This window comes from Devosia sp. Leaf420 (assembly GCF_001425445.1).
GTDB lineage: Bacteria > Pseudomonadota > Alphaproteobacteria > Rhizobiales > Devosiaceae > Devosia.
The window spans coordinates 1-25,572 of the sequence record NZ_LMQU01000014.1; the positions used below are offsets into that span (position 1 = coordinate 1).

26 protein-coding genes are annotated in these 25,572 nt (G+C 60.0%); 18 read left to right on the forward strand and 8 right to left on the reverse strand.

The features are described from left to right. Window positions 1-193: 193 nt before the first annotated feature. The 3 genes from ASG47_RS21135 to ASG47_RS17995 all read right to left on the reverse strand — a co-directional run bounded on the left by ASG47_RS21135 (window position 194) and on the right by ASG47_RS17995 (window position 1,751). Window positions 194-421, reverse strand: coding sequence for a hypothetical protein (locus ASG47_RS21135; RefSeq protein ID WP_244487132.1), 228 nt, complete (start codon window positions 419-421; stop codon window positions 194-196). 202 nt (window positions 422-623) lie between these two features. Beyond that, window positions 624-1,163: an alcohol dehydrogenase catalytic domain-containing protein gene (locus tag ASG47_RS21345; protein WP_413813473.1), complete on the reverse strand. Its 540-nt coding sequence runs from the start codon at window positions 1,161-1,163 to the stop codon at window positions 624-626. Window positions 1,164-1,196: 33 nt separating this feature from the next. Further along, on the reverse strand, window positions 1,197-1,751 hold the full coding sequence (locus ASG47_RS17995; RefSeq protein WP_061911624.1) for a TetR/AcrR family transcriptional regulator: 555 nt from the start codon (window positions 1,749-1,751) through the stop codon (window positions 1,197-1,199). 113 nt (window positions 1,752-1,864) lie between these two features. Between ASG47_RS17995 and ASG47_RS18000 the strand changes: the two genes are divergently transcribed. Genes ASG47_RS18000 through ASG47_RS18010 form a run of 3 tightly spaced genes read left to right on the forward strand, consistent with a single transcriptional unit; the run spans window position 1,865 to window position 4,479 of the window. Continuing rightward, entirely contained in the window at window positions 1,865-2,644 is a 780-nt protein-coding gene (locus tag ASG47_RS18000; protein ID WP_061911625.1) for an SDR family NAD(P)-dependent oxidoreductase, read from the forward strand. 10 nt (window positions 2,645-2,654) lie between these two features. Continuing rightward, on the forward strand, window positions 2,655-3,455 hold the full coding sequence (locus tag ASG47_RS18005) for an oxidoreductase (RefSeq protein WP_061911626.1): 801 nt from the start codon (window positions 2,655-2,657) through the stop codon (window positions 3,453-3,455). Window positions 3,456-3,477: 22 nt separating this feature from the next. Then, window positions 3,478-4,479: an NADP-dependent oxidoreductase gene (locus tag ASG47_RS18010; RefSeq protein ID WP_061911627.1), complete on the forward strand. Its 1,002-nt coding sequence runs from the start codon at window positions 3,478-3,480 to the stop codon at window positions 4,477-4,479. 61 nt (window positions 4,480-4,540) lie between these two features. Here the strand turns inward: ASG47_RS18010 and ASG47_RS18015 are convergent, their stop codons facing one another. Further along, a complete protein-coding gene (locus tag ASG47_RS18015; protein ID WP_061911628.1) occupies window positions 4,541-5,011 on the reverse strand; it encodes a RidA family protein in 471 nt (156 codons plus the stop codon). A 106-nt stretch (window positions 5,012-5,117) separates the two neighbouring features. Between ASG47_RS18015 and ASG47_RS18020 the strand changes: the two genes are divergently transcribed. Beyond that, window positions 5,118-6,095: a helix-turn-helix transcriptional regulator gene (locus ASG47_RS18020; protein ID WP_061911629.1), complete on the forward strand. Its 978-nt coding sequence runs from the start codon at window positions 5,118-5,120 to the stop codon at window positions 6,093-6,095. Window positions 6,096-6,124: 29 nt separating this feature from the next. Here ASG47_RS18020 and ASG47_RS18025 read toward each other — a convergent pair whose 3' ends face one another. Next, window positions 6,125-6,916, reverse strand: coding sequence for a transporter substrate-binding domain-containing protein (locus tag ASG47_RS18025; RefSeq protein WP_061911630.1), 792 nt, complete (start codon window positions 6,914-6,916; stop codon window positions 6,125-6,127). Between the two features lie 152 nt (window positions 6,917-7,068). Between ASG47_RS18025 and ASG47_RS18030 the strand changes: the two genes are divergently transcribed. The 3 genes from ASG47_RS18030 to ASG47_RS18040 all read left to right on the forward strand — a co-directional run bounded on the left by ASG47_RS18030 (window position 7,069) and on the right by ASG47_RS18040 (window position 11,973). Further along, on the forward strand, window positions 7,069-9,294 hold the full coding sequence (locus tag ASG47_RS18030) for a putative bifunctional diguanylate cyclase/phosphodiesterase (RefSeq protein WP_061911785.1): 2,226 nt from the start codon (window positions 7,069-7,071) through the stop codon (window positions 9,292-9,294). Between the two features lie 137 nt (window positions 9,295-9,431). Next, window positions 9,432-10,934: an ATPase domain-containing protein gene (locus tag ASG47_RS18035; RefSeq protein ID WP_061911631.1), complete on the forward strand. Its 1,503-nt coding sequence runs from the start codon at window positions 9,432-9,434 to the stop codon at window positions 10,932-10,934. Beyond that, on the forward strand, window positions 10,921-11,973 hold the full coding sequence (locus tag ASG47_RS18040; RefSeq protein WP_061911632.1) for a sensor histidine kinase: 1,053 nt from the start codon (window positions 10,921-10,923) through the stop codon (window positions 11,971-11,973). The genes ASG47_RS18035 and ASG47_RS18040 overlap by 14 nt, the downstream gene beginning before the upstream one ends. Window positions 11,974-11,983: 10 nt before the next feature. Here ASG47_RS18040 and ASG47_RS18045 read toward each other — a convergent pair whose 3' ends face one another. Then, window positions 11,984-14,038: an SLC26A/SulP transporter family protein gene (locus ASG47_RS18045; RefSeq protein ID WP_162243275.1), complete on the reverse strand. Its 2,055-nt coding sequence runs from the start codon at window positions 14,036-14,038 to the stop codon at window positions 11,984-11,986. Window positions 14,039-14,054: 16 nt separating this feature from the next. Here ASG47_RS18045 and ASG47_RS20890 point away from each other — a divergent pair, with 16 nt between their 5' ends. The 11 genes from ASG47_RS20890 to ASG47_RS18085 all read left to right on the forward strand — a co-directional run bounded on the left by ASG47_RS20890 (window position 14,055) and on the right by ASG47_RS18085 (window position 23,407). Continuing rightward, a complete protein-coding gene (locus tag ASG47_RS20890; RefSeq protein WP_162243276.1) occupies window positions 14,055-14,213 on the forward strand; it encodes a hypothetical protein in 159 nt (52 codons plus the stop codon). A gap of 95 nt (window positions 14,214-14,308) precedes the next feature. Next, entirely contained in the window at window positions 14,309-14,473 is a 165-nt protein-coding gene (locus ASG47_RS20770) for a hypothetical protein (RefSeq protein WP_156464164.1), read from the forward strand. 99 nt (window positions 14,474-14,572) lie between these two features. Further along, on the forward strand, window positions 14,573-14,728 hold the full coding sequence (locus ASG47_RS20465) for a DUF2256 domain-containing protein (RefSeq protein WP_082511837.1): 156 nt from the start codon (window positions 14,573-14,575) through the stop codon (window positions 14,726-14,728). A 253-nt stretch (window positions 14,729-14,981) separates the two neighbouring features. Further along, window positions 14,982-15,992 (forward strand): MsnO8 family LLM class oxidoreductase, encoded by a 1,011-nt coding sequence (locus ASG47_RS18050; protein ID WP_061911634.1) that lies wholly within the window; start codon window positions 14,982-14,984, stop codon window positions 15,990-15,992. A 17-nt stretch (window positions 15,993-16,009) separates the two neighbouring features. Further along, window positions 16,010-17,344: an LLM class flavin-dependent oxidoreductase gene (locus ASG47_RS18055; protein ID WP_061911635.1), complete on the forward strand. Its 1,335-nt coding sequence runs from the start codon at window positions 16,010-16,012 to the stop codon at window positions 17,342-17,344. 68 nt (window positions 17,345-17,412) lie between these two features. Then, on the forward strand, window positions 17,413-17,958 hold the full coding sequence (locus tag ASG47_RS18060) for a GNAT family N-acetyltransferase (RefSeq protein WP_061911636.1): 546 nt from the start codon (window positions 17,413-17,415) through the stop codon (window positions 17,956-17,958). A 94-nt stretch (window positions 17,959-18,052) separates the two neighbouring features. Then, window positions 18,053-19,831 carry an amino acid ABC transporter permease/ATP-binding protein gene (locus ASG47_RS21225; RefSeq protein ID WP_082511857.1) on the forward strand — a complete coding sequence of 593 codons (1,779 nt, stop codon included), beginning with the start codon at window positions 18,053-18,055 and terminating at the stop codon, window positions 19,829-19,831. Window positions 19,832-19,918: 87 nt separating this feature from the next. Next, on the forward strand, window positions 19,919-20,848 hold the full coding sequence (locus ASG47_RS18070; RefSeq protein WP_082511839.1) for an ABC transporter substrate-binding protein: 930 nt from the start codon (window positions 19,919-19,921) through the stop codon (window positions 20,846-20,848). Between the two features lie 104 nt (window positions 20,849-20,952). Beyond that, the gene (locus ASG47_RS18075; protein WP_061911638.1) at window positions 20,953-21,987 is read left to right on the forward strand and encodes an LLM class flavin-dependent oxidoreductase; all 1,035 of its coding nucleotides are present in this window, start codon (window positions 20,953-20,955) and stop codon (window positions 21,985-21,987) included. Window positions 21,988-22,058: 71 nt separating this feature from the next. Then, complete coding sequence (locus tag ASG47_RS18080) at window positions 22,059-22,973, forward strand: ABC transporter substrate-binding protein (RefSeq protein ID WP_061911639.1); 915 nt, start codon at window positions 22,059-22,061, stop codon at window positions 22,971-22,973. 65 nt (window positions 22,974-23,038) lie between these two features. Continuing rightward, window positions 23,039-23,407: a DUF3088 domain-containing protein gene (locus ASG47_RS18085; protein WP_061911787.1), complete on the forward strand. Its 369-nt coding sequence runs from the start codon at window positions 23,039-23,041 to the stop codon at window positions 23,405-23,407. 2 nt (window positions 23,408-23,409) lie between these two features. Here the strand turns inward: ASG47_RS18085 and ASG47_RS18090 are convergent, their stop codons facing one another. Continuing rightward, window positions 23,410-24,651 carry a GGDEF domain-containing protein gene (locus ASG47_RS18090; protein WP_061911640.1) on the reverse strand — a complete coding sequence of 414 codons (1,242 nt, stop codon included), beginning with the start codon at window positions 24,649-24,651 and terminating at the stop codon, window positions 23,410-23,412. A 105-nt stretch (window positions 24,652-24,756) separates the two neighbouring features. Continuing rightward, window positions 24,757-25,500 (reverse strand): phosphotransferase enzyme family protein, encoded by a 744-nt coding sequence (locus ASG47_RS18095; RefSeq protein WP_061911641.1) that lies wholly within the window; start codon window positions 25,498-25,500, stop codon window positions 24,757-24,759. Window positions 25,501-25,572: the final 72 nt, after the last annotated feature.

Below are 25,572 nucleotides of genomic sequence, written 5' to 3' on the forward strand. Positions count from 1 at the left end.
AACCTAGACCCTTGACCGCAGCAGCCGACCCGAAACAAAACTAACAGGCGGGTCACTTCTCAATGGAAAACCCGGGGCACTTCTCGGCGGAAATCAACATTGAGACGGTAACATCGGTGACGACTCGATCATGTCCATCGTTTCCACCTCAGCTGGCATGGGCTCAGGCGTTGACGTCGACGACGGTGCGGCCCTAGATCTTTCCCTGCAAGACCTGGGCGGCGACATCCTTGACCTCATCCAGTCCGATCATCCGCGTGGTTTGGGCCAGCTTGTCGAGATCGATGCCAGCCAAACGCGACCATGCTTCAGGGCGTACGGTCTGTGCGGCCTTGACGGAGTCGGTACCTGCCAGAGTGACGTCGCGGAGGATGAAAGGGGAGAACCGTGCCGGGGAGATACGCGCCTTGGGCAAGGCCATTGGTTGTAACGACGACACGACTGCCCATCTGCGCTAGGATATGGCGAGCGTCTGGCTCCACACCGAGTCGATTGCGCCCGCCCAACGTTCGGCTGAAATCGGCGCACGTAGCTCGGGCAAGCTCTTGCGGGTGATAATCTCGATTGCGCCCAACTACTTGAGATAGTCACTTTCTGCAAGCCGGCCGGTCGACGCAATTACCCTATAGCCGAGGTTGGACAGATAGCGATCGCAACGGAGCCAACGCAACCATTGGCGCCGATGACAAGGATCGGCCCGCGGTCCGGTGTGATCCCGCCATATTCGAAGGCGAGGACGCTGAGCATCGCCGTGTAACCGGCGGTGCCGATGGCAGTTGAATGAAGGGTCGAGAGTGACTGGGAATCGTGACCAGCCAATCGCCGCTGAGCTTTGCCTTTTGCGCGAATCCGCCATGATAGGTTTGACTCGGGCGCCGGCCATTGACGACGACTTTGTCGCCCGGCTTGAAATCGGAATGAGATGAGGTTTCGACGTTGCCGGTGAAGTCAATGCCGGTAATCAGGGGGAATGTGCGGATCCCCTCAGAGGTGCCGCATAGCGCCATCGCGTCTTTTAGTCCACCGTGAAATATTCGATAGCGACGGTTAAGTCGCCAGTCATCGAATTGTACTCGCCGAAGTCGACGAAATATCGGCGGAGAATTTGTCGGCGCTTTTGGTTGCGCGCAGCGCTTTAAAAGTCTTTTTCCAGTCCTTTTCATTGTCGAATGCGATGCGCGAGGGGCGTCGCGAGGCTATTTGGGGATGCCGATGTAGGTTCTGGTCGCCGTCAGGATCTGCTCTGAAACAGCTTCGGAATCAGAGATGCGGGCCAGAACTAGGGCGCCGATCATGGTGGCCCATTTTCCGAGTGCCTGGGCATCCAACTCGTTTTCGCCGTCTTCGCGAGACACCGTGAATTCCTCGATCTGCCGGTGGATGGCGTCACTCATGACGCTGCGGGCCTGCGGGTCGGCGCGGGCGACTTCAGAACCAAGAGCTGCAAAAACACATCCCTTGCCCGGATTTTCGCGATGGAGCTTGGTCAGATAGTCGTCTGCAAAGGCATCTACGCCATCGGCTGAGATTAGGCGCGACTTTCCAGAGCCTTCCAACGCCAAGGCGAGCGCTTCGGCAACGAGCGCCTGCTTGTTCGGGAAATGCCGCGGGAAGCCGCCATGGGTGAGGCCAGCCGCGTCCATGATCTCGGCGACGCTGACCCCTTCCAGCCCCCGTTCGCGAAACAGTTCTGCTGCTGCAATGACGATGGCGGCGCGGCTCGTCGCCTTCTGCTGCTGACTTGTTCCCATGATCGGCCACTCCTGTGTTTCGATGTTTTAGATGATCACCATCATCTTGACAATCAAGATGATGAACAACATCTTGATTGCGACATTCGGGTCAATCTCCAGCAGGTATCACTATGTCCACTGCACTTATCACTGGCGCTTCAAGCGGCATCGGCGCGGTATACGCGCGGAAGTTTGCCAGTCGCGGCCACGATCTGGTTCTCGTCGCGCGCACCACTCAGAAGCTTGAAGACCTAGCCGCAGAGTTACGCGCGGCATATGGCGTCAAAGTAGAAATCCTCACCGCTGACCTTATCAATGCCACACAGCGGCAGACGGTCGAGAACCGGCTACGGGACGGATCGCCCATCGATGTGTTGGTCAACAATGCCGGCGGCAATATTGCCGGCACTATCGCTGAAACGAATCCTGTCGATCTTGAAAAGCTGGTGACGCTCAATGTGACCGTGCCAACTCTTTTGGCAGCGGCAGCGGCAAGCGGGATGGCCCGGCGGGGTACGGGGACGATCATCAATATCGGTTCCGTCGTCGGCTTCATGCCCGAGCACTTTTCGGGAATCTATGCTGCGACCAAGTCTTATATCTTGACCCTCTCGCAATCCCTTGCCGCCGAGCTTGGGAACAGGGGTGTTCACGTGCAGGCCGTGGTGCCCGCAGCGACACGCACGGCGATCTGGGAGCGGAGCGGGGTGGACGCAAACACACTGCCCAACCTGATGGAGGTCGATGATCTCGTCGATGCGGCACTGGTTGGCCTCGATCGCAAAGAGCTCGTGACCATTCCGCCGCTTGGCGACGAGGCACTGTGGCAGAATCTAGAAAGCGCCCGTCATGGACTCTTGGGCGGTCTCGGCGGCACAAAGCCGGCCGAACGCTATCGTTTGGAAAAGTGAGGGCACGCCCATGAAAACGGCAATAGTGACCGGAGCTTCATCCGGCATCGGCCGAGCCAGCGCTGAAGCGCTTGCGAAAGCGGGTTTCACGGTCTTCGGCACAAGTCGGAAGCCGGGTAGGACTTTGCCTGCCGGCATTGAAATGCTCACCTGCGATGTAACCGACGAAGCTTCCGTAAAAGCTCTGGTAGACACTGTCCTTGAGCGCGCAGGCCGGATCGATGTCGTGGTGAACAATGCCGGCGTCGGCCTCCTTGGCGGGGCAGAAGAGTCCTCCATCAGCCAAGTTCAGGCGCTCTTCGACGTGAACCTCTTTGGCGTTCTGCGGATGACCAACGCGGTGCTGCCAACCATGCGTATGCAGCGGCAAGGCCGGATCATCAATGTCAGTTCAGGTCTCGGCTTCGCGCCTGCGCCTTACTCGGCCCACTATGCGGCGACCAAGCATGCATTGGAGGGTTATTCAGAATCGCTCGACCATGAAATCCGCGCCTTCAACGTCCGGGTCTCCCTGATCGAGCCCGCTTACGTGCGCAGCCCATTCGACCAAAACTCGCTCGAGCCGGACAGGAAGCTGCCGGAATATGACGAGGCACGTTCGAGAGTTCTTGGCTTCGTTCAGGATGTCATGCCCACGGCGGATACACCTGAAATGGTGGCTGAGGCAGTGCTGAAAGCGGCGACGGACAAGGATCAGAAGCGTCGCTACACCGTCGGTGAAGTTGCCGGACAGATCAGCCTCCTGCGGCGGCTGATGCCTGCAAAAATCTTCGACAAGGCCCTCCGCCAGCAACTGCGCCTTCCCGCGTAATTCCAGACAGGACATCCATGCCATGTACGCCTATTTTGTCGATGCCTACAAAAAGGGCTCGCTCCTCCGTCTAAGGGAGGCACCAGAGCCAGACGTTGGGCCCAACGATGTGCTGGTGCAGGTTCATGCCGTCAGCCTTAACCTCCTCGACTCCAAGATCCGCGACGGTGAATTCAAGCCCATTCTACCCTACAAGCCGCCCTTTATCGCCGGCCATGATGTGGCGGGCACCGTCCTTCGGGTTGGCGCCCAAGTGCGAAAATTCAACGTCGGTGACGAGGTCTATTCGCGGCCGAGCGATGGCCGCATCGGCACTTTTGCAGAACGTATTGCCATCGACCAGAAAGACCTGGCGCTCAAGCCCAAGACCCTGAGCTTTGCCGAGGCCGCCTCGGTTCCACTCGTAGGCTTGACCGCCTGGCAGGCATTGGTCGATCGGGCAAACCTCAGATCTGGCCAGAAGGTCTTTATCCAGGCCGGATCTGGCGGGGTCGGTACGTTCGCCATCCAACTCGCCAAGCATCTTGGCGCCAAGGTCGCCACGACGACGAGCGCTGCCAATGGTGAGCTTGTGCGGAACCTTGGCGCCGATGTGGTGATCGATTATCGCGAGCAGGACTTCGAGAAGGTGCTCTTGGGCTACGACGTGGTGCTCAACAGTCAGGATACGGAGACGCTGGAAAAGTCATTGCGCGTTGTCCGCAGGGGTGGCGTAGTCGTCTCCATTTCCGGTCCGCCCGATCCCGGTTTCGCCAAGCAGAAGAGACTCAATCCGATCATCGGATTAGTGTTTCGACTGCTCAGCAGAGGCATCCGCAAAAAGGCCCAGCCGGCTGGTATCCGCTACACGTTTCTTTTTATGAACGGTAGCGGAGCGCAACTCGAACAGATCACCAAACTCATCGAGGCAGGCGCTATTCGTCCCGTTATCGATAAGGTGTTTGCTTTCGAGGCGCTGAATGAAGCCATGGCCTATCTCGAAACCGGCCGGGCCAAGGGCAAGGTGGTCGTTACTCTCCGATAAGGCCAGTGCACCCGTTGTCTCGGCGATACCTGACAACCGGTAGATCCACGCCGTGCTGGTTTTACCGGAACACGACGATGGCCTCAACTTCGAAGAGCATGGTGTCGATGGCGAGCTTGGGAACGGGGACGAGGGTCTGGGCCGGAAGCTTGTCGCCGAACAGGGCGATGACGTTCTGGGCGAGCACGCCGAGCTTGTACATGTCATGGTCCACGACATAGACGGTCAGTTTAGCCACCTGCTCTGGCTTGGCGCCGATGCCTTCGATAGCCACGCCGAGATTGGCATAGGCTTGAGCCACTTGCGTGCCGAAATCGGGCGAGAGAGCGCCGGTCTGATCCTGACCGCCTTGGCCGGAGATATAGGCGATGCGCGCATTGGCCGGCGCCACAACCGCCGTGCTGTACCCATTGGCGGTTGGATCGCCCAGTTTAGGGGGATTGATGAGGGTGAGGTCTTGCGCGACAGCGGCGGCGGAAAATTGCATGATGAATAGTCCTTTTATGAGTAACGTTTTGATCGCCTGAGACATGACCGGTGGTCCTTCTGACACAAGGCGGTTTGAGTTGCTGATGGGAGAAGAATAGGCGACCATACCTGTCATCTGCTGTCAGGTTGGTTGGGGCCATTTCAAATTTATGCGTGCAAGTCGGCTCCTCTCGATCCTCACTACACTCCAGGCCAAAGGGCAGGTTACCGCCCAGGCCCTCGCGGACGAGTGCGAGGTTTCGGTGCGGACGATTTATCGAGACGTGGATGCACTAAGCGCTTCTGGGGTGCCGATTTACAGCGTGCAGGGCAGCGCTGGTGGATATCGCCTGCTCGACGGCTATCGCGTGCGCCTTAATGGCGTGTCGTCAAGCGAAGCGCAGGCGCTGTTTCTCGCGGGCCTGACACAGCAAGCCGCAGATCTGGGAATGGGATCGGCGGCGGCAAGCGCGCGGAGCAAGGTGTTGGCGGCCTTGCCCGAAGAGATGCGGTCGGGTGCGGCGCGGTCGCGCTTTCATTTCGACGCGCCGGCCTGGTTTGCAGAACCCGAGACATTGGCCCAGCTTCCTACAGTGGCTGCTGCCGTCTGGAGCGAGCGGGCACTGCGCTTCCGCTATGCAAGCAGGACCGGCTTAGGTGAACGAGAGGCCGACCCACTCGGTATCGTGCTCAAAGGTGGGGCTTGGTACCTGGTTGCCGGGGTGAAGAGCGAAACCAAGACCTTTCGAATTGCCCGCATGAGCAACGTCCATCTGCTCGAGAAGGCATTCGACTACCCCAAGAGCTTCGATCTGGCTGGCCACTGGGCCGAAAGCATACGTCTCTACGAAGTTGACCTGCATCCCAACAAAGCGACCACTCGGCTATCGCCGGCCGGATTCGCAATGCTCGATGACCTATTGCCGCCCTACATCCGCAGCGGGGCCGTGATTTCGCCGGAGAACGACCGAAATGGCTGGAGGCAGGTGACCATCTCTGTCGGCTTGCTCGACCACGCCGCCGCCGAAATGCTGCGCTTCGGCACTCATGCTGAAGTGCTTGAGCCTCCGGAACTGAGAGCCAAGATGACCGAAATCATTGCTTCGTTGGCGAAGATGTATCGGTCGTCAGCGAAGCCGGAGGGATAGCGACCGCCGGAAGCCGCCCATTGTCCTGGCTAACGGATGCTGAACGGAAAATATTTGGCGTTGATCATGTTGTAGGTACCGTCTTCGGTAATTGTCTTCAGCGCGGCATTGAGTGCGGTTTTCAGGTCCTGCTCTTCCTTGCGCACCGCGATGCCTGCACCATCGCCGAAAAAGCCGGCATCCTTGATGTCTTCACTGCGGAATTCGCAGCATTGGCCGGTCTTGGTGTTGGTGAGCCAATCATAGGCAGCGAGTTTGTCTTCGAAGACGACGTCGACTTCGCCCTTGGCGAGGCCGTCGTAGAGTTCGGGCGACGTGCCATAGACCTTGATGTCCGAGCGGCCATAAAGGCTCTTGGCATAGGCCTCTTGGGAGGTCGCAAGGCTCACGCCGATGCTTTTGCCGGCGAGATCATCCGGCGCAAAAGCCTCGAGGTCGGATTGCTTGTTGGTGATGAAGATGGACGGGCTGTCGTAGTAGCGCTCGGTGAAATCGGCGACCGCGCGGCGTTCGTCGCTCATCGACATGGAGGAGATGATGGCATCATATTTGTCGTCGAGAAGCCCGGGGATCATCTCGTCCCAGTCCTGCGTGACATATTCGCACTCAGCCTTCATCGCAGCGCAAAGGGCATCGGCAATCTCGACGTCGAACCCTTGGAGCTTGCCATTGGTATCAAGATAATTGAAGGGCGGGAACTGTCCCTCGATGGCGATGCGGATGGGGTTGTCCTGGGCGAGGGCCAGAGGGGGCGCAGCTAAAATGCTGACCGCTGCAAGAATGCCCAATGCCCAATGCGTCGTTCCGCTCTGCCCGTTCATTGCCGTCTCCCTAGTGCTGGCGCACGCACGCGCTCTTCGGCCTTTAGCAAAACAGAAAATCTACAATCACAACTTACGTCATCGGCCCATTTGTGAGCCTTTATGACAAGACAATCGTAATTGTTTGAGTAGAGCCTGTGGGCGTACTCGGCATGATTGGCCTTCCCTTGCTTCGTCCCGCCCTCAAATGGACCTCGTCCGGCGCGCTCCTCACCCTGATCGCCATTGGCGGTGTGGTGACCATTGGGCTCGTGCTGGCTTCGGCTATCTGGGCTAGCCGCGAAAGCGACCTTGCTGCGCTCGATCGACAGCGCGAACTTTCAAACACGCGGCTTTCGACACAAATCGAACGCGTTGCCCACGAACTCGACTTGATGGCCGAGGGCTATGCCAGCTCGATTTCCACTGTCGACGAAAGCAATGTCAGCCCCCAGGACGGCAAGGGGTTTAGCCACCTCATCAAGTCGATCTTCGGATACGATCAGGTCTTTGTTATCGACGGCGACGGCAAACTTGCGCTTGAGACCGATGCGGAAATCGCGTCGCGATTTGACTGGGCGAAGCCGCTACTGCTTCCGCTGCTGACAAGGCTGCGGCAGCAGGATGAGCCGCTGCCAGTTGTCGAACTGATGCGCCTTGAAGGCCGCCCGTCTATTGCCGGCATCAAGGCGATTACGCTTGGATCGCAGCCCGTCGCGCCGACCAATCGACTATATCTGATTGCCTATCGCTATATCGATGGTCCGGCGCTCGATGCTTTCAGCCGCGAACAGGGCCTCAACGGCGCCCGTTTTGCGCGCGCTGCTGACCCGGATATCGAAGAAGTCACTTTCGAAATTCGTGCCACAAGCACGGGCGAGCCGATCGGCTTTATCATCTGGACGCCGGACTTGCCGGGCTCGCGCGTCGTCAGCCGGCTTCTCCCGGCCCTCGCCGCTTCCGCGCTCATCATTGCCTCGCTTCTGGCCATGCTGATGTTGTTGCTCAAGAAGTCGATGTCGGAACTGACCGACAGCGAACAAAAGGCCCGGCGCCAATCGCTCCATGACGCCCTCACTGACTTGCCCAATCGAATTTTATTTGGCCGTCGTCTCACTGATTGTCTCGAAGATCAGCGCCTCAATGTTACGCGCTCGGTCGTGGCGCTGATCGACCTCGACAAGTTCAAGGCCGTCAACGACACGTTCGGACATGGCGCGGGGGATGAACTGCTGACTGCGGTCGCCGATCGTATCCGTGCCCTGCTTGGGCCCAATGATACCCTCGCCCGCCTCGGTGGCGATGAATTTGCCCTGCTATTGCCTGACCGCGCCAAGACAGATCGATCGCATGTCGAACTCTTTCAGCGGATCATCACCTCGCTCAATGCGCCCTTTCCGCTGCTCGATGGCAAGGTGACGGCCACCATTGGCTGCTCGATTGGCGCCACGAGCCTGACGAGTGCACGCCAGACGACCAGCGAAGTGCTGCACCTGGCCGATATCGCGCTTTATGAAGCCAAGAGTACCGGCCGCAACCGTTGCGTAGAATATTCGGCGCGGCTTGATAGCTCGGCGCAAATGCGCGCTGAGTTGAAGTCCGAGCTGCAGACATTGTTGGGCACTGGTGGAACAGATCCTCAGTCCGAATTCGGCCTTGAGGTCTTTTTCCAGACCATCCACTGCACCGCGCCGGGCCATGCAGTTTCGGGCGCCGAGGCTCTGGTGCGCTGGCGCCACGAAACGCATGGTCTCCTCACGCCCGATAAGTTCATCACGCTCGCCGAAGACAGCGGCATGATCCATGAGCTTGGCATGGTGGTGCTCGAAAGAGCCTGCGCCGCGGCGACAGGGTGGGACAGCACGCAATTCGTCTCGGTCAACGTGTCGCCCCTTCAGCTTCGCCGTCCCGACTATGTCGACGCGGTGGTGAAGGTGTTGAAACAAACCGGGCTTGCCGCTGAGCGTCTGGAACTCGAACTCACTGAAACCGCACTTCTCGATGCCGACGAGGCAGTGGTATCGGATACATTGTCGCGCCTCCGCGATGCAGGCATCAAGATCGCGCTTGATGATTTTGGCACTGGCTATTCCTCGCTCAGCCACCTCGTCCGCTTCGGTATCGATCGCATCAAGATCGACCGGTCTTTCGTTAAGCTCCTCGGCAGTCGCGCTGATGGCGCCGCGGTTGTGTCGGCAATCGTCGCCCTCAGCCACAGCCTTGGTCTATCGACAACAGCCGAAGGCGTTGAAACCGAAGGTCAACGCGATTTTCTCGTGGCTGCAGGTTGCAACGATCTTCAGGGATTTTTGCTTTCAAAGCCCGTCCCCAACCCCGATATGGGTGTTGTCGATGAGGCGGCTACGGATTTGCGGTTAAGCGGCCTGTCAATCGCTTAAGTTAAACGCCGTTTCGGGAATTGCGTGATCAGTTGCCTGAAGAAACTTGATCATTTTATCTGCGTTATTACGCTCGCAGGCAGTGGGTGAATAAGCTTACATCTGACAAGCGCTGATGATTTCCGATGGACGAATAGATGAACGCTGACCCCCGAATTTCCACCGGAAACGAAGGCCTCGATATCGTATTGAATGGGGGCCTGACGCCATCGCGCCTCTACCTCCTCGAAGGAGCGCCCGGCTCGGGCAAAACCACGCTGGGTCTGCAATTCTTGATGGAGGGCGTGCGGCAGGGCGAAAGATGCCTCTACATTACGCTCTCCGAAACCCACGAAGAATTGGCCGCCGTTGTCGCCTCGCATGACTGGACGCTGGACGGCATCGACATTTTTGAACTGTCGTCGGCAGAGGAAGTGCTTGGCGATGGTCGTGGCCAGACCATCATCCACCCCTGGGAAATCGAACTGAGTGCGACGGTCGACCTGATCATCAAGCGGGTCGAAGAGGTGCAGCCGCGGCGCCTGGTATTCGATAGCCTGTCCGAATTGCGTCTCCTGTCTCAGGATCCGCTGCGTTATCGCCGGCAGGTACTGGCCCTGAAACAGTATTTTGCAGGCCGCAATATTACAGTGATCCTTGTCGACGATCTGACCGGAGAACATGGCGAGCGTGACGCTCACCTCCATTCGATCGCTCATGGTGTCATAACGCTCGAGCGCAATACGCTGGAATTCGGCGCTGCCCGCCGCACTATCCAGATCCAGAAACTGCGCGGCGTCAGTTTTTCGGCTGGATATCATGATGTCCAAATCCTGCGGAGCGGACTCAAAGTGTATCCGCGGCTCATCGCCTCGGACTTTCACACGCCATTTGTCGGCGATCCAGTGCCGAGCGGCATTCCAGAACTCGATGCGCTGCTCAATGGCGGGCCGATGCGCGGCACTTGCGCCATCATGACGGGTCCCCCCGGCACGGGCAAAAGTTCAGTCGCCTTCTCCTATGCACTCGAAGCCTGCCGGCGGGGCGAAAATGCCACCGTTTATCAATTCGATGAGCGTATCGGCACCCTGATGGCCCGCTCCCGCTCTTTGGGGCATGATCCCGATGGGCCAATGGAGGCTGGCTGCCTCAAGCTCATCCAGATAGACCCTGCCGACGTGACGCCGGGGCAGTTCGCCTGGATGGTGCGTAAGGAAGTGGAAGAGCGTCAGGTCAAGGTCATCGTGCTCGATAGTCTCAATGGTTATCTGTCATCGATGCCTGAAGAAAAGCAGCTCATTTTGCAGATGCATGAGCTGCTCTCCTATCTGAACCAGCAAGGTGTGTTGACCCTACTGATCAATCCACAGCAGGGATTGGTTGGTACGATGCACTCTGGCGCGCTCAACATTTCATACATTGCGGACGTCGTGTTCCTGTTCCGGTTTTTCGAAGCCCAGGGCCGTCTTCGCAAAGCTATGTCAGTGCTCAAAAACCGAGCCGGCGCACATGAGGATGCAATCAGAGAAATAAAGTTCGACAGTCACGGCATTCGTATGGGCGATCCCTTGGTTGCCTTCAGGGGCGTCCTGACTGGTACTCCGGAATATGTCGGTGATCGCGGCCCGCTTATGGAAAGCCGCCCCAATGATAGCCAGTGACGGCAAGGTCGTCGTTTATGCGCCCTATGCGAAGGATTCAGCCAGCATAGTTGGGTTGCTGCGGGGCGAGCATTTCGACACGGATACCGCGTCGTCGCTGGCCGATCTGGTGGGGCATTTCGGCGAAAGCCTCGGCGCGGTGCTGATGAGCGAAGAGGCACTGGTGCAGGCGGATTGGTCGGCCCTCCTCAAGGCTGTCCACAATCAGCCGACATGGTCGTCTTATCCCTTCATCCTGCTGATCAGCCAGAAACGCTCTGCCGTTCAGACCGAAGCGGTCTATCGCTTGTTCCCGCCTGAAGTTGCCAATGTCATGGTGCTCGAGCGTCCCATGAGTTCGACTGCGCTATTGAGCGCGGTCCGCTGGGCATTGGCCGGACGGCGTCGTCAGTTCGTTACCAAGTCTCATCTTGATGAACTAGAGCGCCGGGCACAACAGCAGCGCCTGTTGACGCGCGAACTGGCGCACCGGGTTAAGAACACCATCGCCATGCTTCAATCCATCGTTGGGCAGACCATGCGGCCCCACCCTGAAATGGCCGATGTTCAGGAACAGATCGTCGAGCGTTTTTCGGCCCTGGCACGAACGCATGACCTGCTGTTCAGCACCGATTTCCAGGAGGCCGAATTCGGCGAACTGGTGCGGCAGACGCTCTCTGTCCATAGTCGAAATTTCGTCATTAAAGGACCCGCAATTCACTTCTCGCCACAGGCCGCATTGTCATTCGCCCTCGTCATCCACGAGCTGGCGACGAACTCGATCAAATATGGCGCGCTGTCCTCGGACCAGTCGGGCCAGGTTGACGTCATGTGGGAAATCCAGCCTGGCCCGAATTGCGACCAATTGAAATTCGATTGGCGGGAGAGTGGTGGGCCGCCGGTTTCAGCCCCGGCGCGCAAGGGCTTTGGCAGCCGATTGATCCGCGCGACCCTCGGGGGTCTGGGCCAATCCGAGATCAGTTACGCAGAAGAGGGTTTTCGATTGGCCTTCACCGGCGATCTGGCAGGTCTTGCCCAGTCCGTTACCCCAACCGACTGATATCCAAAGGCTATTCCGACGCGGCGAAACGCAAGGCTTCGGAGGAGGAGCGGAGGCGTTGTGCCGTGATGATGGCGATCCAGGTGATGATGGCCTGGCCGATATCGGGCGCCTCGTGCGAGAGCGTCTCGAAGGCTGATTTGCTGAGATAAAGGGTTTGCAGCGAACCGTCCGCAAGGAGATCGGCGGAGCGTGGATTGCCTTCGAGGAGGGCAAGTTCGCCAGCTGGGGCGCCTGCAGCGATGCCAGCGACGCGCAGCGCGCCGCTGGTTGCGGGAATGCGGACGCTGATGCTGCCCGAGAGGATGATCCACATGCCGTCACCCGCATCGCCCATGCGGCAGAGGATTTCGTTGGCGGCATAGTCGCGATGCTCTACCGTCGCCATGAAAATCGCGCGGCGGTCGGTGGATAGGGATTGGAGGAATTCGAGGTCGTCCTGCGCGTGCGGCGCATTGAGGCGCTCACCGAGCGACTTTTCCTCGAACCGCTCGAGGGCCGAATCGAGATCGGGCAGGGTCTCGATGGCCGGGCCGATGAATAGCGCCAACTCCGGCGTGAGCCCCGCGATGCAGAGGCTGCGGCCGTTCTTGGCGAGGCGGGCGCGCATGTCGTTGAGGAGCTTGTTGCCGGTGGCGTCGATATCGGTCACCCGGCGCATATCGAGGATGGCGGTGTCGAACTCTGGTTCGAGCCGGCGCAGTTCGGTATCGAGATCATCGCAATTGCCGAAGAACAGCACGCCCTGAAGACGGAGTACCAGCGTGCGTTCGCCTTTCTGGCGCAAGAGGTCCATGTCATGCGCCGAACGGCCACGGCGGGAGAGGAGGGTTGCGCCGGTGGTGCGCGCGACAATCATTGGGCGCGCCATATCGGTGATGAACAGGAGGCAGGAGAGGACGACGCCGATTAGCACGCCCATCGTGGGATGAACGAGCAGAATGCCGAGCATCACGGCGAGAAGGATGGACAGATCGCGCAAAGCGCGGCCGCGGAGGCTCGGATATTGCGGACGAATGGCGTCGCGCACCATGTCGATGACCGACCAGTTGATCGAGCGTACGACGAAGAAAAGGGTCAGCGCCGTCAAGCCCAGCAGCGGCATAGAGCCGATGAAGCCAGGGATCAGGGCAATGGCGAGGAGCGCGAAACACCCGACGATGCGCGTGAGGGTGGTGCGGCCACCGGCGAGATAGGCGGGGACGGCAACGGAGAGCGACGTGGTCATCGCGGCGGCGCCGGACACGCTGGCGGCCATATTGGCAAGGCCGAGGCCTGCCAGTTCGCGGCGCGGGGTGGCGTCGATCTCGATATAGCCCTTGCTGGCGCGGACCGTGAGCAGCGTGTCGAAAATGCCGATGGCGGCGACGGCGACGGAATTGAGAATGATCGGCTGGATCATTTCGCGAGGGAGCGTTGCGAGACTGCCAAGAGCGGCACTGACAATCCCGGCGAGTTCCCCAAGGGCATCACCGCTGGCGGTGCGGCCCAGCGCAATGCCGGGGAAAACCAGGTGGAGGCCATGGTAAAATACGATGGCTGCGAAAAGACCGATCAGCGGCACCGGCAGGCGCGGAAAGCGCCGGACGAGAAGCAGCATGCCGGCGATCAGGACGAGGCCGATCAGCGGCATGGCCAGTTCGGAGGCGCCGAAGGGCGTGGTGACCAAAGCTCCGAACGAGGTGCGGCCAAAGAGCATGGGCATCTGGCCGATAAAGAGCAGGAGCGAGACGCCAAGACCAAAGCCGGCAAGAACCGGGTGGGGCACGTAGCGCACGACATTGCCGAGCCCCGCCAGCCCAAACAGCACCTGCCAGAGACCCGCCAGCGCCACGCAGATCGCCATGGCGGCGATGGTGGCATTGAGATTGCCGGTGGTCGCCAGCATGGTTGTGGCGAAATTGGCCTGCAACAGCGCCACCATGACGCCGGGCGTGGTCGGTACCGGGCTCGGCGTGCGGGCACCGACAAGGCCGGCAAAGACGGCGCCTGCAAGACCGGCAATAGAGCCAGCGGCGGCCATTTCAGGACCCAGCGCCTGATAGGCGACGACCCCAGCGGCCATTGAGCTTGGGAGCGCAATGACCGAAAGCACCACCAATCGGCAGAAGAGTAATTCGGGCATGAAAGCCGGCGCCATCATGGATGATGAACTGGACGAAGGCATTCTTGATCAGGTGTCGCTGGCCGGGGCGCGCTTTGAACACATGATGTCCATCCTCTCCGCCGCACGCGCCTAGCCCTCCGATCACATTTTACGCGACTATCTTCCTCATGCGAATGAATTTAGTCATTCTCTTCCATTCGCTGCGAATTGAGACGGTAGACAGCCCCCATGGTAGACAGTGCGGCGCCCAGCCAGGCCATCCATTCCAGTGCGCTGTCGCGAGAGGAAAACTACGAGCAGTGGCGCATGGGGCTCGCGAGCCTTTTTGAGGCCAATCCGCTCGATGGTGAACTCGAGACATTCTTCCGCGTTTTTGTTTTGCACTGCTATTGAGCATGCAAGGAAGGCCTAGTTCTATATCCGTCTTCCAAGGGCACACCTTTTTGCGGTTGGCTTCGAGCCATCTTTTGAAAAACGAACGAGGTTTTCGGCATGGCCAAGCGCATCGAGAAAAGCGATCTGCCGGTGAAGACTTGCTTGGTCTGCAAGCGCCCATTCGTCTGGCGCAAGAAGTGGGCCAAGGTTTGGGATGAGGTCAAATATTGCTCTGACGCTTGCAGGGCCCAAAGAAATAGCAAGGTGGGATAGCGGCGTAATTCGGCGTGCCATTCATCCGCAGCGGCGCCTGTCAGCCCGATGGTGAAGGTCGTTCGGCAGCTTGCTCTTGCATGCATGATTTGAGGCAGAACGTTTCCTACGAAGCTATATCAACAAAAGCAGCCGCTTCCGCCGGTTGTAAGACGGGAAAAAGACTTGCCATCTTCAGGTCCCGCAATCCCTAAGCTATTTATCTATAAAAATACTAGACTTATGCTGGCGCCCTGTACCAAGGGGATCATGCATGACCTATCGCCTCAGCCTGCTCGACAAGAGCCCGATTGCCAAGGGCGAAACCGCCCACCGGGCTTTGCAGCGGACGATTGCCTATGCGCAACGGGCGGAAACGCTGGGCTATCATCGGTTCTGGGTCGCTGAACACCACAACGCGCCCGAGCTTGCGAGTTCGTCTCCCGAGATCCTGATCGCCGCTTTGGCGACCTCGACCAAAACCATCAGGGTCGGGTCCGGCGGGGTCATGCTGCAGCACTATAGCCCCTACAAAATCGCCGAAAATTTCAATCTTCTCGAAAGCCTCGCCCCGGGACGCATCGATATCGGGATCGGCAAGGCGCCCGGCGGCTTGCCGCTGTCGACCAAGGCGCTGCAGGCCGGCCGCGACGCTGCAGTCCGTCCCGACTTTGCAACCCAACTGCGCGAGTTTAACGCCTATCTGGGCGAGGGCACTGGCGATCGCGTGGAAGGTCTTTCCGCGACGCCTCAACCGGCCAGCACCAGTGAGCGCTTCCTGCTCGGGGCGAGTGTCGAAAGCGCCGAACTGGCCGCGAGTCTTGGCTGGAACTTCGTGTTCGCCCGCCACCTCAATGGTGATGATGTCGCGCTGGCAACGTCCATTTCGACTTATCGCGATCTGAACCATCGCACTCCGATCGTGGCACTGGCAGCCATCGTTGAGAAGGATGGCAATAAGGCGCGCGAAACCGCAGCCGGCTTCACGCCCTTCCGCGTCACCATCCCGGGCGGTCAAAGCGTCACCGTCGGCAGCGAGGCGCAGGCCGCCGAATATGCTCGTCAGGCCGGCGTCACCGACTTCAAAGTTGAAAAGCGTAAGGCCAATGTCCTTGCCGGCGATGGCCACGACATCGTTGCGGCGCTCGATGCGCTCGCCCGCCAATATGGCATCGAAGAATTCATTCTCGATCTTTTCAATCCCGGCGATAGCCGCCTCGACGCCATCGGATTGATCGCCGATGCGCGTGAGCGCGCTGCCGCGCCGACAGCACTTTCCGCCTGATTTTTCGGAGATAGACCATGACCAAGACCCGCATTCCGTTCGGCCTGATGCTGCATGGCCCGGGCGGCCATATGAATGCCTGGAAGCATCCAAGCGGCCCCGCCGATGCCTCGGTCAATTTCCAGTTCCTGCTCGAACAGACCAAGAAGGCTGAAGCGGCAGGCATCGCCTTCGCTTTCGTGGCCGATGGGCTCTACATCAACGAGCAGTCGATCCCGCATTTCCTCAACCGCTTCGAGCCGATCGCTCTGCTTTCTGCGCTGGCGGCAACGACCAGCACGATCGGCCTCGTCGGCACGCTCTCGACCTCCTATAGCGACCCGTTTACCGTGGCGCGGCAGTTTGGCTCCATCGATCTCCTGAGCAATGGCCGCGCCGGCTGGAATGCGGTGACTTCGCCGCTCGAAGGGTCCGCCAAGAACTATGGCCGCGTCCAGCATCCCAACCACGCCCTCCGCTACGAAATCGCGGCCGAGCATATCGAGATCGTCAAAGGGCTCTGGGATAGCTGGGACGACGGCGCCTTTACTCGCGACCGCGCCAGCGGCCAGTTTGCCGATTTCGCCAAGCTCCACCGCCTCAATTTCAAGGGCAAGTTCCACTCCGCCGAAGGCCCACTCAATATCGAGCGCTCGCCACAGGGCCAGACATTGTTGTTCCAGGCCGGTGGGTCGCCGGCCGGTATCGAGCTTGCCGGCCGCCATGCCGATGCTGTTTTTGCGGCCTCTACATCGATCGACGAAAACCGAGTGCTGACCCAAAAACTCAAGCAAAGCGCCATCGCCCACGGCCGCGGCGCTGATGCGATAAAAATCCTGCCCGGTGTGGGCATCATCGTCGGCTCGACCGATGAGGAAGTCGAACGCAAATATCAGGAGATCGCGGGTCTCGTGAACATCACCGAAGCGCTACATTATCTCGGGCGCTATTTCGATCACCACGATTTCAGCCAATACGATCTCGACGCGCCATTCCCCGAATTGGGCGAAATCGGCCGAAACAATTTCCAGTCGGGCACCGATCGGATCAAGACCCGAGCCAGGGAGCATGGGCAAAGCTTGCGCGAGGTCGCTCTCGAACAAACGACGCCGCGTAGCGAATTTCAGGGTACCCCGGAGCAGATCGCCGACAAGATCGAGGAATGGGTCGATACCGGCGCCGCCGACGGCTTCGTTTTCGGCTTTCCGGTCTCGGCACAAGGCTGGACCGATTTTGAGGAACAGGTCTTGCCCATCCTCGAAAAGCGCGGCCGCCATAACCGCGAGCAGATCGGCACGACGCTGCGCGATCATCTCGGTCTGCCGTACCGCGAAAGCCGCTATGCCTTGCCTGCGGAAAAGGCAGCCGGCTGACCGACCAACCGCGGGGGGCTTTGCGGCTCTCCGCCCCACTTAATAACCATCAGCGCGGAGGCCCGGTCGTGACCGACAGCTTTCTCTATACGCTTCCCACCGATCCCGTGGCCCTGCCGCTCGTCGAGCAACTGACCGAAGAGTACCAAACCCGCTACGGCAATTATTTCGAAGAGGGCGGCGCAGCACAGGAAATGAACCGCTATCCGCCAGAGCGCTTTGGCGCGCCCGATGGCGCATTTGTCCTGCTTCTGCGGAACGGAAAACCCATCGCTGGCGGCGCTTTCATGCGCTACGACGAGACGACGGCCGAGTTCAAACGCGTCTGGACCGATCGTGATCATCGTCGCCAGGGCCTCGCGCGGAAAATTCTCGTCGAGCTCGAAGCGCAGGCGCTGCGCCAAGGATATGGCCGGGTCTATCTTACGACCGGCTTCCGCCAACCCGAAGCGCGCGAGCTTTATCTGCGCACCGGCTACACCGCGCTTTTCGATCTTCAAGCCGATCCGGAAAGCATCCAGATTCTGGCATTCGAGAAAGCGCTCGTCGCACCGCGTGCAGCATTTGCGAATGAAAATGGCAGTGCGCTGCAAGCCGCCGTCGCGCGCAAATAGTTTCCTCTCCTCTCCAAACACAGAATGGCGTCGCTTCTCAACGCCACCACTCTCAAACTAATATCTACTAATTCTGTAGATTAAAGGTATGGCCATGGCTTCGGTTACTGACATCGGTTTGGAGAGCGCCCCCAAGCGCACCGCGCCGCAAGACCTTCACCGCCTCAAAGTGGTCGAGGCACGTCATCCCTGGCGCGTCGCCGGAACCATTTTTGCGGCTGCCGTCATCCTCATCACGCTCCACTCGGTGTTCACCAACGAGCGCTGGGGTTGGCCGGTCTTCGCGGAATATTTCTTCTCCGCCCCAGTGCTTTCAGGCCTCGGGCGAACCCTGATGCTTACTGGCATTGCCGCCGTCATCGGCTTTATCCTTGGCGGCCTTCTGGCTTTCGCCCGGGTATCAAAGTCGCCGCTGCTGTCGAGGCTTTCCTGGGGCTATATCTGGCTCCTGCGCTCGATCCCGCTGATTGTGCTGCTGCTCGTACTCAACAATCTTGGCTATCTCTACGCCAGCATCAATCTTGGCGTGCCGTTCACCGATATCCTCTGGGCCCAGTTCGATACCGTTCAGACGCTGAGCCCCTTCGCCGTCGCGATTATCGGCCTCAGCCTCAACCAAGCTGCGTTCTCGTCCGAGATTATCCGCGGCGGTATTCTCTCTGTCGATCAGGGTCAGCACGAAGCCGCTGCCGCTCTTGGCCTCAGCAGTTGGCGCCAGGCAGTGCATATCGTCCTGCCGCAGGCCATGCGCGCCATCCTGCCATCGGGCTTCAATGAAATCATCGGCTTGGCCAAGGCAACGTCCATCGTCTATGTGCTGGCGCTGCCCGAGCTGTTTTACACTGTGCAGGTGATTTATCGCCGCAATCTCGAGGTCATCCCGCTCCTGATGGTCGCAACCGTCTGGTACCTCGTGATCATGGTCGTGCTCTCGGGCTTCCAGTATCTCGTCGAGCAATACTATTCGCGCGGCGCCAAGCGCGAAGCTCTGCCGCCGCTGGTCGATCGCTTCTTCCGCGCTATTGGCCGCAAGGCGCCGGATGCAGCACCCGTCGCGCCCATGTCAGTGGTCGTCGATCGCAAGCCGCTTGCCGGTTTCGAAAGCGGCCGTATCGGTGGCGAAGTGTCGATCCACGGCGTCAACAAGTCCTTCGGCGCGCTCAAAGTGCTCGATAAGATCGATCTGACCGTACACTCCGGCGAGGTGGTGGCCATTATCGGCCCATCGGGCGCCGGCAAATCGACACTTCTGCGCACCATCAATCATCTGGAGCGCGTCGATGCCGGTATCGTCGCCATCGATGGCGAGCTCATCGGCTACGAACGACGCGCCGACACGCTCTATGAACTCAAGGAGCCCGCCATTCGCCGCCGCCGCGCCGGTGTCGGCATGGTGTTCCAGAACTTCAATCTTTTCCCTCATCTCACGGCGCTGGAAAACATCATCGAAGCGCCTGTGTCGGTGGCCGGCGTTCCAAAGGACGAAGCCCTGGCGCAGGGCAGGGATCTCCTCGCGCGGGTCGGGCTTGCCGATAAGGCTGATGCCTATCCCCGTCATCTCTCTGGCGGCCAGCAGCAGCGCGTTGCGATTGCTCGCGCGCTGGCGCTACGGCCAAAAGTTCTGCTCTTTGATGAACCGACATCGGCGCTTGATCCAGAGCTCGTCGGCGAAGTGCTCGACGTGATCAAGGAATTGGCTAAATCCGGCACGACGCTCGTGATCGTCACCCATGAAATCGGCTTCGCCCGCGAAGTCGCCGACCGCATCGTCTTCATGGAAAACGGACGGATCCTAGAAATCGCGCCGCCGGAACGCCTCTTCAGCGCGCCCTCGCACAGCCGAACTCGCGAGTTCCTCGCCAAGGTTCTCTAGCCACTCCCAACTCTGCGCCCTCCTCCCTCTTTCCATGCCGGTCAGCGGCAGGATGGCGCACGTCCAGATCTCAACCCCGGTTTTATCATGCTTCTCAGACGTTCATTCCTTATCGGCGCCACGGCGCTTCTTCTTGCCGCCGCACCAGCCGCCGTCTTCGCTCAGGCCTTTGATCTCAGCCCCAATCCGCCAAGTCGGCTCCATGCCGAAAAGGTCGACGCGATCGCAGCGCTCCTGCCGGCCGATTTCGATTATGCCAAGGATGGCGTTCTCAGCATCGCCATCGCCGCCGGCGCCCCGCCGATTTCGGCCTATGCCACCGATGGCGCGACGGTGGTCGGGTTCGATCCCGACCTCGGAAGGCTTGTAGGCGAGGTGCTCGGCCTTGAGGTCGAGATCGTCCCGATTGCCTGGATCGATTGGCCGCTGGGTCTCAGCAGCAGCAAATATGACGCCGTCATTTCCAATGTCGGTGTGACTGAGGAGCGCAAGGAGAAATTCGACTTCTCAACCTATCGCAAGGGCGTGCACGGTTTTTACGTCAAGGCGGATAGCCCAATCACCTCGATCAAGGAGCCCAAGGATATCGCGGGCCTCCGGATCATTACCGCTTCAGGCACCAACCAGGAGCGCATCACGCTCGAATGGGATCGGATCAATCAGGAAGCTGGGCTCGCACCGGTCGAGATCCAATACTACGACGACGATGCCGCCTCTGACCTCGCCATCGCTTCCGGTCGCGCCGATGTCGAACTCAACCCCAATGGCCCGCTGGCCTATAAGGCGGCGCTGACCGGCAATACGAAACTGGTCGGCACGATCAGCTCCGGCTGGCCCAATCCAGCCGAGGTAGGCGTGACGACCCGCAAGGACAGCGGCCTTGCCAAACCCTTCACCGCCGCCATCAACCACCTCATCGAGACCGGTACTTACGCCAAGCTCCTCGAGCAATGGAACCTGACGCCCGAAGGCGTCGAGCAATCTCAGACCAATCCACCGGGCCTGCCAAAACCCTGACTAGTTTAGGGGCCGGTCGATCCAACGACGATCGGTCCCTCGCGCGGGCGGTGGCTTCCCTCCTTCCCTGTTCCGCCCGCGCCCCCTCCTTCTCGAGACAGACCATGACCGCGCACATCAAAGAGATTGGCTTCCTCATTCCTGGCAATTTCGACAATGCCGTGCCCTCTGCCGGCATCGAGGATACGCTCGAGGTCATCGCTCAGGGCGAGCAGCTCGGCTTTGACAGCGCCTGGGTACGCCAGCGCCACCTCGAGCCAGGCATCGGCTCTGCTGCCGTGTTTCTTGCGGCCGCCAGCCAGCGCACCAGCACTATCCAACTGGGGTCAGCCGTGATCCAGATCGGCTATGAAAGCCCATTCCGGCTCGCCGAGGACCTCTCAATGGTCGATGTGCTCTCGGGCGGTCGGCTCAATGTCGGCCTCAGTGCCGGCGTGCCACCGCATAGCCATCTGATCGCGCACCTGATCCATGACGGCGACTGGCGCCAGCATGACCTGAGCCATGCGCGGATCCAGCGGTTTCGCGACAATCTGCGCGGTGATTATCTCGGGGACGAAGAGACCTTCGTGGCAACGCCTTTTGGCCCGCAGCGCCCACGCCTCCAGCCGCATGCGGAGGGGCTGGTCGATCGTCTCTGGTATGGCGGCGGCTCGCTGCGGTCGGCGCGATGGGCGGGCGAGAATGGCTTTAACCTCCTCACCGGCAATGTCATTTCCGGCGAAGGAACGGATGATTTCCATCTGGCCCAGGTCAATCTGATCAACACCTGGCGCGAGGCTTTAGGCGGGCGGTCTGGGCGCGTTGCCCTTGGCCGCGTCATCGTCCCGACGGACTCGGCGCCACCTTCGCGTATCGCGCGTTATGAGGCATTTGCAGCGTCGCGTTTCGATCGCACGCTGAAGCCACAGGGCGAACGCCGCACGCTTTTTCCGCGCGATCTCGTCGGACCTGCCGAGCAGATCGTCGAATGGCTGCTCGATGATCCGGTGCTGCCGCTCGTCTCGGAGCTGCGCCTCGAACTTCCCTATGAGTTCAAGCGCGAGGAATACGAGCAGATCCTCTCGGACACGATCACCCGCATCGCGCCGGCCCTTGGTTGGCGCGCAAAACCCCAGCCCGCGCTCGCGGCCGAATGACTTTGGCTCCGGCGCCCGCGCGACGCCAAGCCCTCCCTTAAGCGCACTTTTTCCGACATCTGGATGAAATCATGAAAACTACTCTTCTTGCCGGCTTTGCCATTCTGGCGCTTGCGACTGCCGTGCACGCGGCCGAGTTCGATCTGAGCCCGGAGCAGCCGGCCCGCCTCAAGGCCGAACCCAACCAGGAAGCCATTGCGGCGATTCCGGCTGATTTCAAATTTGCTGCCGAAGGCAAGTTTACCGTCGCGGTTTCGCCTTGGGACCCACCGATCGCCACCTATGCGACGGACGGCCAAACGGTAGTAGGTGCCGACCCGGACCTCGCATCGCTAATCGCCGACTCCCTAGGCCTCGAGCTCAATCTCGTCGCCACCGCCTGGGCCGATTGGCCGCTCGGGGTCACTTCGGGCAAGTATGATGCGGTGATTTCCAACGTCACGGTCACCGAAGAGCGCAAGGAAAAGTTCGACTTTTCGAGCTACCGCCAGGACGTCGTAGGCTTTTATGTCCGCAACGATAGCCCCATCCAATCAATCACCGAGCCCAAGGATGTCGCGGGGCTGAAAGTCGTCACCGGCGCCGGGACTAATCAGGAAAAGATCATCCTCGAATGGGATCGCCTCAACCAGGAAGCGGGCCTCGCACCGGTTGAAATCCAGTACTACGACGACTCCGCGGCCAGTACGCTTGCCTTGCAATCGGGCCGTGCCGATGTCGAGTTCAACCCCAACCCAACGCTGTCCTATTCCTCGGCCGTGAGCGGCGATACGCGCCTCGTCGGCGTGCAAAGCGGTGGCTGGCCGGCAAAGGCTGAGATCGCGGCAACGACGCGCAAAGGGTCCGGTCTGGCAGAGGCCGTGACCATCGCGATCAATGGCCTGATCGAGAACGGCCTTTACGGCAAGACCCTCGAACGCTGGAACATCAGCGCTGAGGCGGTGGAACAATCCCAGACCAATCCTCCGGGCCTGCCCAAGACCTGACGCATCAAAACGACGGCCGTGCGAGAGCCGGCCGCCCCATGCTCTCAACCAGAGTGGAGTTCACCATGGCGCATGACCGGCTTTTTCTGATCGATCCCGGCTTTGAGGTTACGGGCCGGGACGATGGACCTTTCGTCTGTCCGTTCTGCAATCAGATTGAAGGGCTGCTCGCCAGTTTTCCGCAGCTATCGCTTGATATCGAGGTGGTCCGGGTAGCATTTCCCCGACCACGACAGGAGGTCGTGGCCTTGGTCGGCGAGGCAAACCAAGGCCTTCCGCTCTTGATCCTCGGCGATAATTCACCCGGTGATGCGCGCGTGCGCGACGGTCTGCATTTTGTTTCCGACACCGAGCGCATTCTCGAATTGCTTGCCGAGCGGCATAGGTTTCCGCGCCTCCTCCGACCAGCGACGGGGGCAAGCAAGGTCGCCTGAGCTCAGGCTGCGAAAGTGGCCTCAAGGCTTGTTGCGGAGCGTTTGGACAGCGTGCAGGCATGACGCTCCGCCGTGCCCTTGATTACCAATTCGAATTCGTCGGGGATGATCATCGGCAGGGAGACGGCAAACTCGGCGCCGCCATCCCAGAGCGATCGGATGGTGCAATCGTATGTCGATCTGCCGCCATCGAAGATGACCTGGCCGGCTTTGAGCACGCGGCGCCGGTTGGGCTTTGGTGGTTCGGTCGGCGCGTCCGACCCGCACACCTGGTTGCGGCCGGAGCGCTTGGCGACATAGAGCATCTGATCCGCGCGTTCGAGCAGCGTATCGAGATCGTCGCCCTCGCCGATGGTCGAGACGCCGAAGGATGCAGTGACTGCAATGGGCGGGAATGTTCCAGGAAAATCAAGCGCTTTAACGATGGCCCGGAGTTTTTCGGCGGTCGCCATCGCCGCCTTGTGCTCGGTGCGGGGGAGGATAATCGCGAACTCTTCCCCGCCGACGCGACCGACGAGATCGCTCTCACGCAACCCGTCCTTGAGGGCCTTTGCGACCGACGCCAGCACACGATCGCCTGCCGCATGGCCATAGGTGTCGTTCACCTGCTTGAAGTGGTCGATATCGAAGGCGATGCAACTAAGCGGCGCCGCATAACGGATAGCGAGGGCGAGATGTTTGACCGCCTCATCCTGGAAGGCACGCCGGCTTCTCGCGCCTGTAAGCACGTCCGTCGATGCCTCCTGTTGCAGCTCCAGCTCGTGCATGACGATGGCTGCAAGATGGGTAAGGATGGCGGTGTCGCGTTCGCTGAACTCGCGGGCGGTGCCGTCGATCGCGCACACGGTGCCGATGGTCAGGCCGTCGCCTGTCATGATTGGCGCACTGGCATAGAAGCGCACTTTGGGCCCGCCCGTGACATGCGCATTGTCGAAAAAGCGCTCGTCCTGACTGGCATCGGGCACGATCAGCGGCCGGCCCAGTTGCAGCGTATCCTTGCAAAACGTGCTGTCGAGAGAGACTTCGGTATTCTCAAGGCCATCGACGGCCTTGTACCACTGGCGATGGGCATCAATCATCGACACGATGCCGATTTCGACCCCGAAGATCAGCTTGATCAAGGCCGCAACGCGGTCAAAGACCATTTCTCCCGGCGTGTCCAAAATGCCAAGCCGCTCGAGGGCATCGAGACGGTTGGGATCGGCGGCCACCTGACGATAATCAGGTGTAAGGGATGTTGGCATGGTCTTGTCCTGACGCTACGGACATTGAAGTTTCACCATCAAGGGCATGACGGCATTCTGCGCGCTGTCTGGGCCAAAAAATGTTCAGCGACAAGGGGATTTGAATTAATCTCTAGAGGCTGACACGGCACGCACTTCGGCCAGCCTATTCTCGGCATAATCATCCTTCCAGCAGACGGCAGCCTCCCATGCGGCAGAGGCTTGGGCCGCGGCATCACCCTCGGCGCCCTCCAACGCGCCGCCATTAAACGGCAGGACGAGATCGAGGAGGGGCACATCGACATGGGCTTCATCCCAATCGACAAGGCCGACCCGATCGCCTGTCATGAGGATATTGGCCGGGTTGTTGGGATTGCCGTGGACGACGCACATTTCGTGCCCCGCAAGACGGGCCCAAGCCGCGCGGCAGCGTTTGACGGCTTCGTCCGGCATGGCGGTGAGATCGATGCGGGTGCCGTGATTGGCGCGCAATAATTCGAGCGACGCCTTCCAGCCCGGGCGCTGAGGCCAATCTGCCGTCAGTCGATGAAGCGCGCGCAACGTCTCGGCCACGCGCCGCCAATCGCTGGCATCGGCCGGTGGTCCGCCCTCGATAAAGGTCATCACCATCAGCCCATGCGCGAACGGGCGGCCATCTTTTGTTGGGATCGGTACCGGCACGGTCAGGCCGGCGCGATCGAGGTGCTGCAGCAGCGCGGCCTCCCAGGCGAGATCGTCATCGCTTCGCTTGCCCAGGCGCGCGACCGCGATTGTGCCGCCGATATCGACGCTCCACACATCGTTGGACGAGCCGCCGGTGAGCGGTTTTATCCGCGTCGCGTCCCAAAGTGTCAGCGCATCCCAACTCATTTGGGGTTCAAATCCTCAGCCCTTGTTGGCGATGAGAATGCCACAAGGTTTGAGGGCCGGGAATAAGTCGGG

What these genes read in the sequence shown, in the direction of transcription:
- ASG47_RS21135 (WP_244487132.1), bottom strand. Translation starts at nt 421, where the DNA reads ATGGCCTTGCCCAAGGCGCGTATCTCCCCGGCACGGTTCTCCCCTTTC.
- ASG47_RS21345 (WP_413813473.1), bottom strand. Translation starts at nt 1,163, where the DNA reads ATGAAAAGGACTGGAAAAAGACTTTTAAAGCGCTGCGCGCAACCAAAA.
- ASG47_RS17995 (WP_061911624.1), bottom strand. Translation starts at nt 1,751, where the DNA reads ATGGGAACAAGTCAGCAGCAGAAGGCGACGAGCCGCGCCGCCATCGTC.
- ASG47_RS18000 (WP_061911625.1), top strand. Translation starts at nt 1,865, where the DNA reads ATGTCCACTGCACTTATCACTGGCGCTTCAAGCGGCATCGGCGCGGTA.
- ASG47_RS18005 (WP_061911626.1), top strand. Translation starts at nt 2,655, where the DNA reads ATGAAAACGGCAATAGTGACCGGAGCTTCATCCGGCATCGGCCGAGCC.
- ASG47_RS18010 (WP_061911627.1), top strand. Translation starts at nt 3,478, where the DNA reads ATGTACGCCTATTTTGTCGATGCCTACAAAAAGGGCTCGCTCCTCCGT.
- ASG47_RS18015 (WP_061911628.1), bottom strand. Translation starts at nt 5,011, where the DNA reads ATGTCTCAGGCGATCAAAACGTTACTCATAAAAGGACTATTCATCATG.
- ASG47_RS18020 (WP_061911629.1), top strand. Translation starts at nt 5,118, where the DNA reads ATGCGTGCAAGTCGGCTCCTCTCGATCCTCACTACACTCCAGGCCAAA.
- ASG47_RS18025 (WP_061911630.1), bottom strand. Translation starts at nt 6,916, where the DNA reads ATGAACGGGCAGAGCGGAACGACGCATTGGGCATTGGGCATTCTTGCA.
- ASG47_RS18030 (WP_061911785.1), top strand. Translation starts at nt 7,069, where the DNA reads ATGATTGGCCTTCCCTTGCTTCGTCCCGCCCTCAAATGGACCTCGTCC.
- ASG47_RS18035 (WP_061911631.1), top strand. Translation starts at nt 9,432, where the DNA reads ATGAACGCTGACCCCCGAATTTCCACCGGAAACGAAGGCCTCGATATC.
- ASG47_RS18040 (WP_061911632.1), top strand. Translation starts at nt 10,921, where the DNA reads ATGATAGCCAGTGACGGCAAGGTCGTCGTTTATGCGCCCTATGCGAAG.
- ASG47_RS18045 (WP_162243275.1), bottom strand. Translation starts at nt 14,038, where the DNA reads ATGGCCGCTGGGGTCGTCGCCTATCAGGCGCTGGGTCCTGAAATGGCC.
- ASG47_RS20890 (WP_162243276.1), top strand. Translation starts at nt 14,055, where the DNA reads ATGACCGAAAGCACCACCAATCGGCAGAAGAGTAATTCGGGCATGAAA.
- ASG47_RS20770 (WP_156464164.1), top strand. Translation starts at nt 14,309, where the DNA reads ATGGTAGACAGTGCGGCGCCCAGCCAGGCCATCCATTCCAGTGCGCTG.
- ASG47_RS20465 (WP_082511837.1), top strand. Translation starts at nt 14,573, where the DNA reads ATGGCCAAGCGCATCGAGAAAAGCGATCTGCCGGTGAAGACTTGCTTG.
- ASG47_RS18050 (WP_061911634.1), top strand. Translation starts at nt 14,982, where the DNA reads ATGACCTATCGCCTCAGCCTGCTCGACAAGAGCCCGATTGCCAAGGGC.
- ASG47_RS18055 (WP_061911635.1), top strand. Translation starts at nt 16,010, where the DNA reads ATGACCAAGACCCGCATTCCGTTCGGCCTGATGCTGCATGGCCCGGGC.
- ASG47_RS21225 (WP_082511857.1), top strand. Translation starts at nt 18,053, where the DNA reads ATGGCTTCGGTTACTGACATCGGTTTGGAGAGCGCCCCCAAGCGCACC.
- ASG47_RS18070 (WP_082511839.1), top strand. Translation starts at nt 19,919, where the DNA reads ATGCTTCTCAGACGTTCATTCCTTATCGGCGCCACGGCGCTTCTTCTT.
- ASG47_RS18075 (WP_061911638.1), top strand. Translation starts at nt 20,953, where the DNA reads ATGACCGCGCACATCAAAGAGATTGGCTTCCTCATTCCTGGCAATTTC.
- ASG47_RS18080 (WP_061911639.1), top strand. Translation starts at nt 22,059, where the DNA reads ATGAAAACTACTCTTCTTGCCGGCTTTGCCATTCTGGCGCTTGCGACT.
- ASG47_RS18085 (WP_061911787.1), top strand. Translation starts at nt 23,039, where the DNA reads ATGGCGCATGACCGGCTTTTTCTGATCGATCCCGGCTTTGAGGTTACG.
- ASG47_RS18090 (WP_061911640.1), bottom strand. Translation starts at nt 24,651, where the DNA reads ATGCCAACATCCCTTACACCTGATTATCGTCAGGTGGCCGCCGATCCC.
- ASG47_RS18095 (WP_061911641.1), bottom strand. Translation starts at nt 25,500, where the DNA reads ATGAGTTGGGATGCGCTGACACTTTGGGACGCGACGCGGATAAAACCG.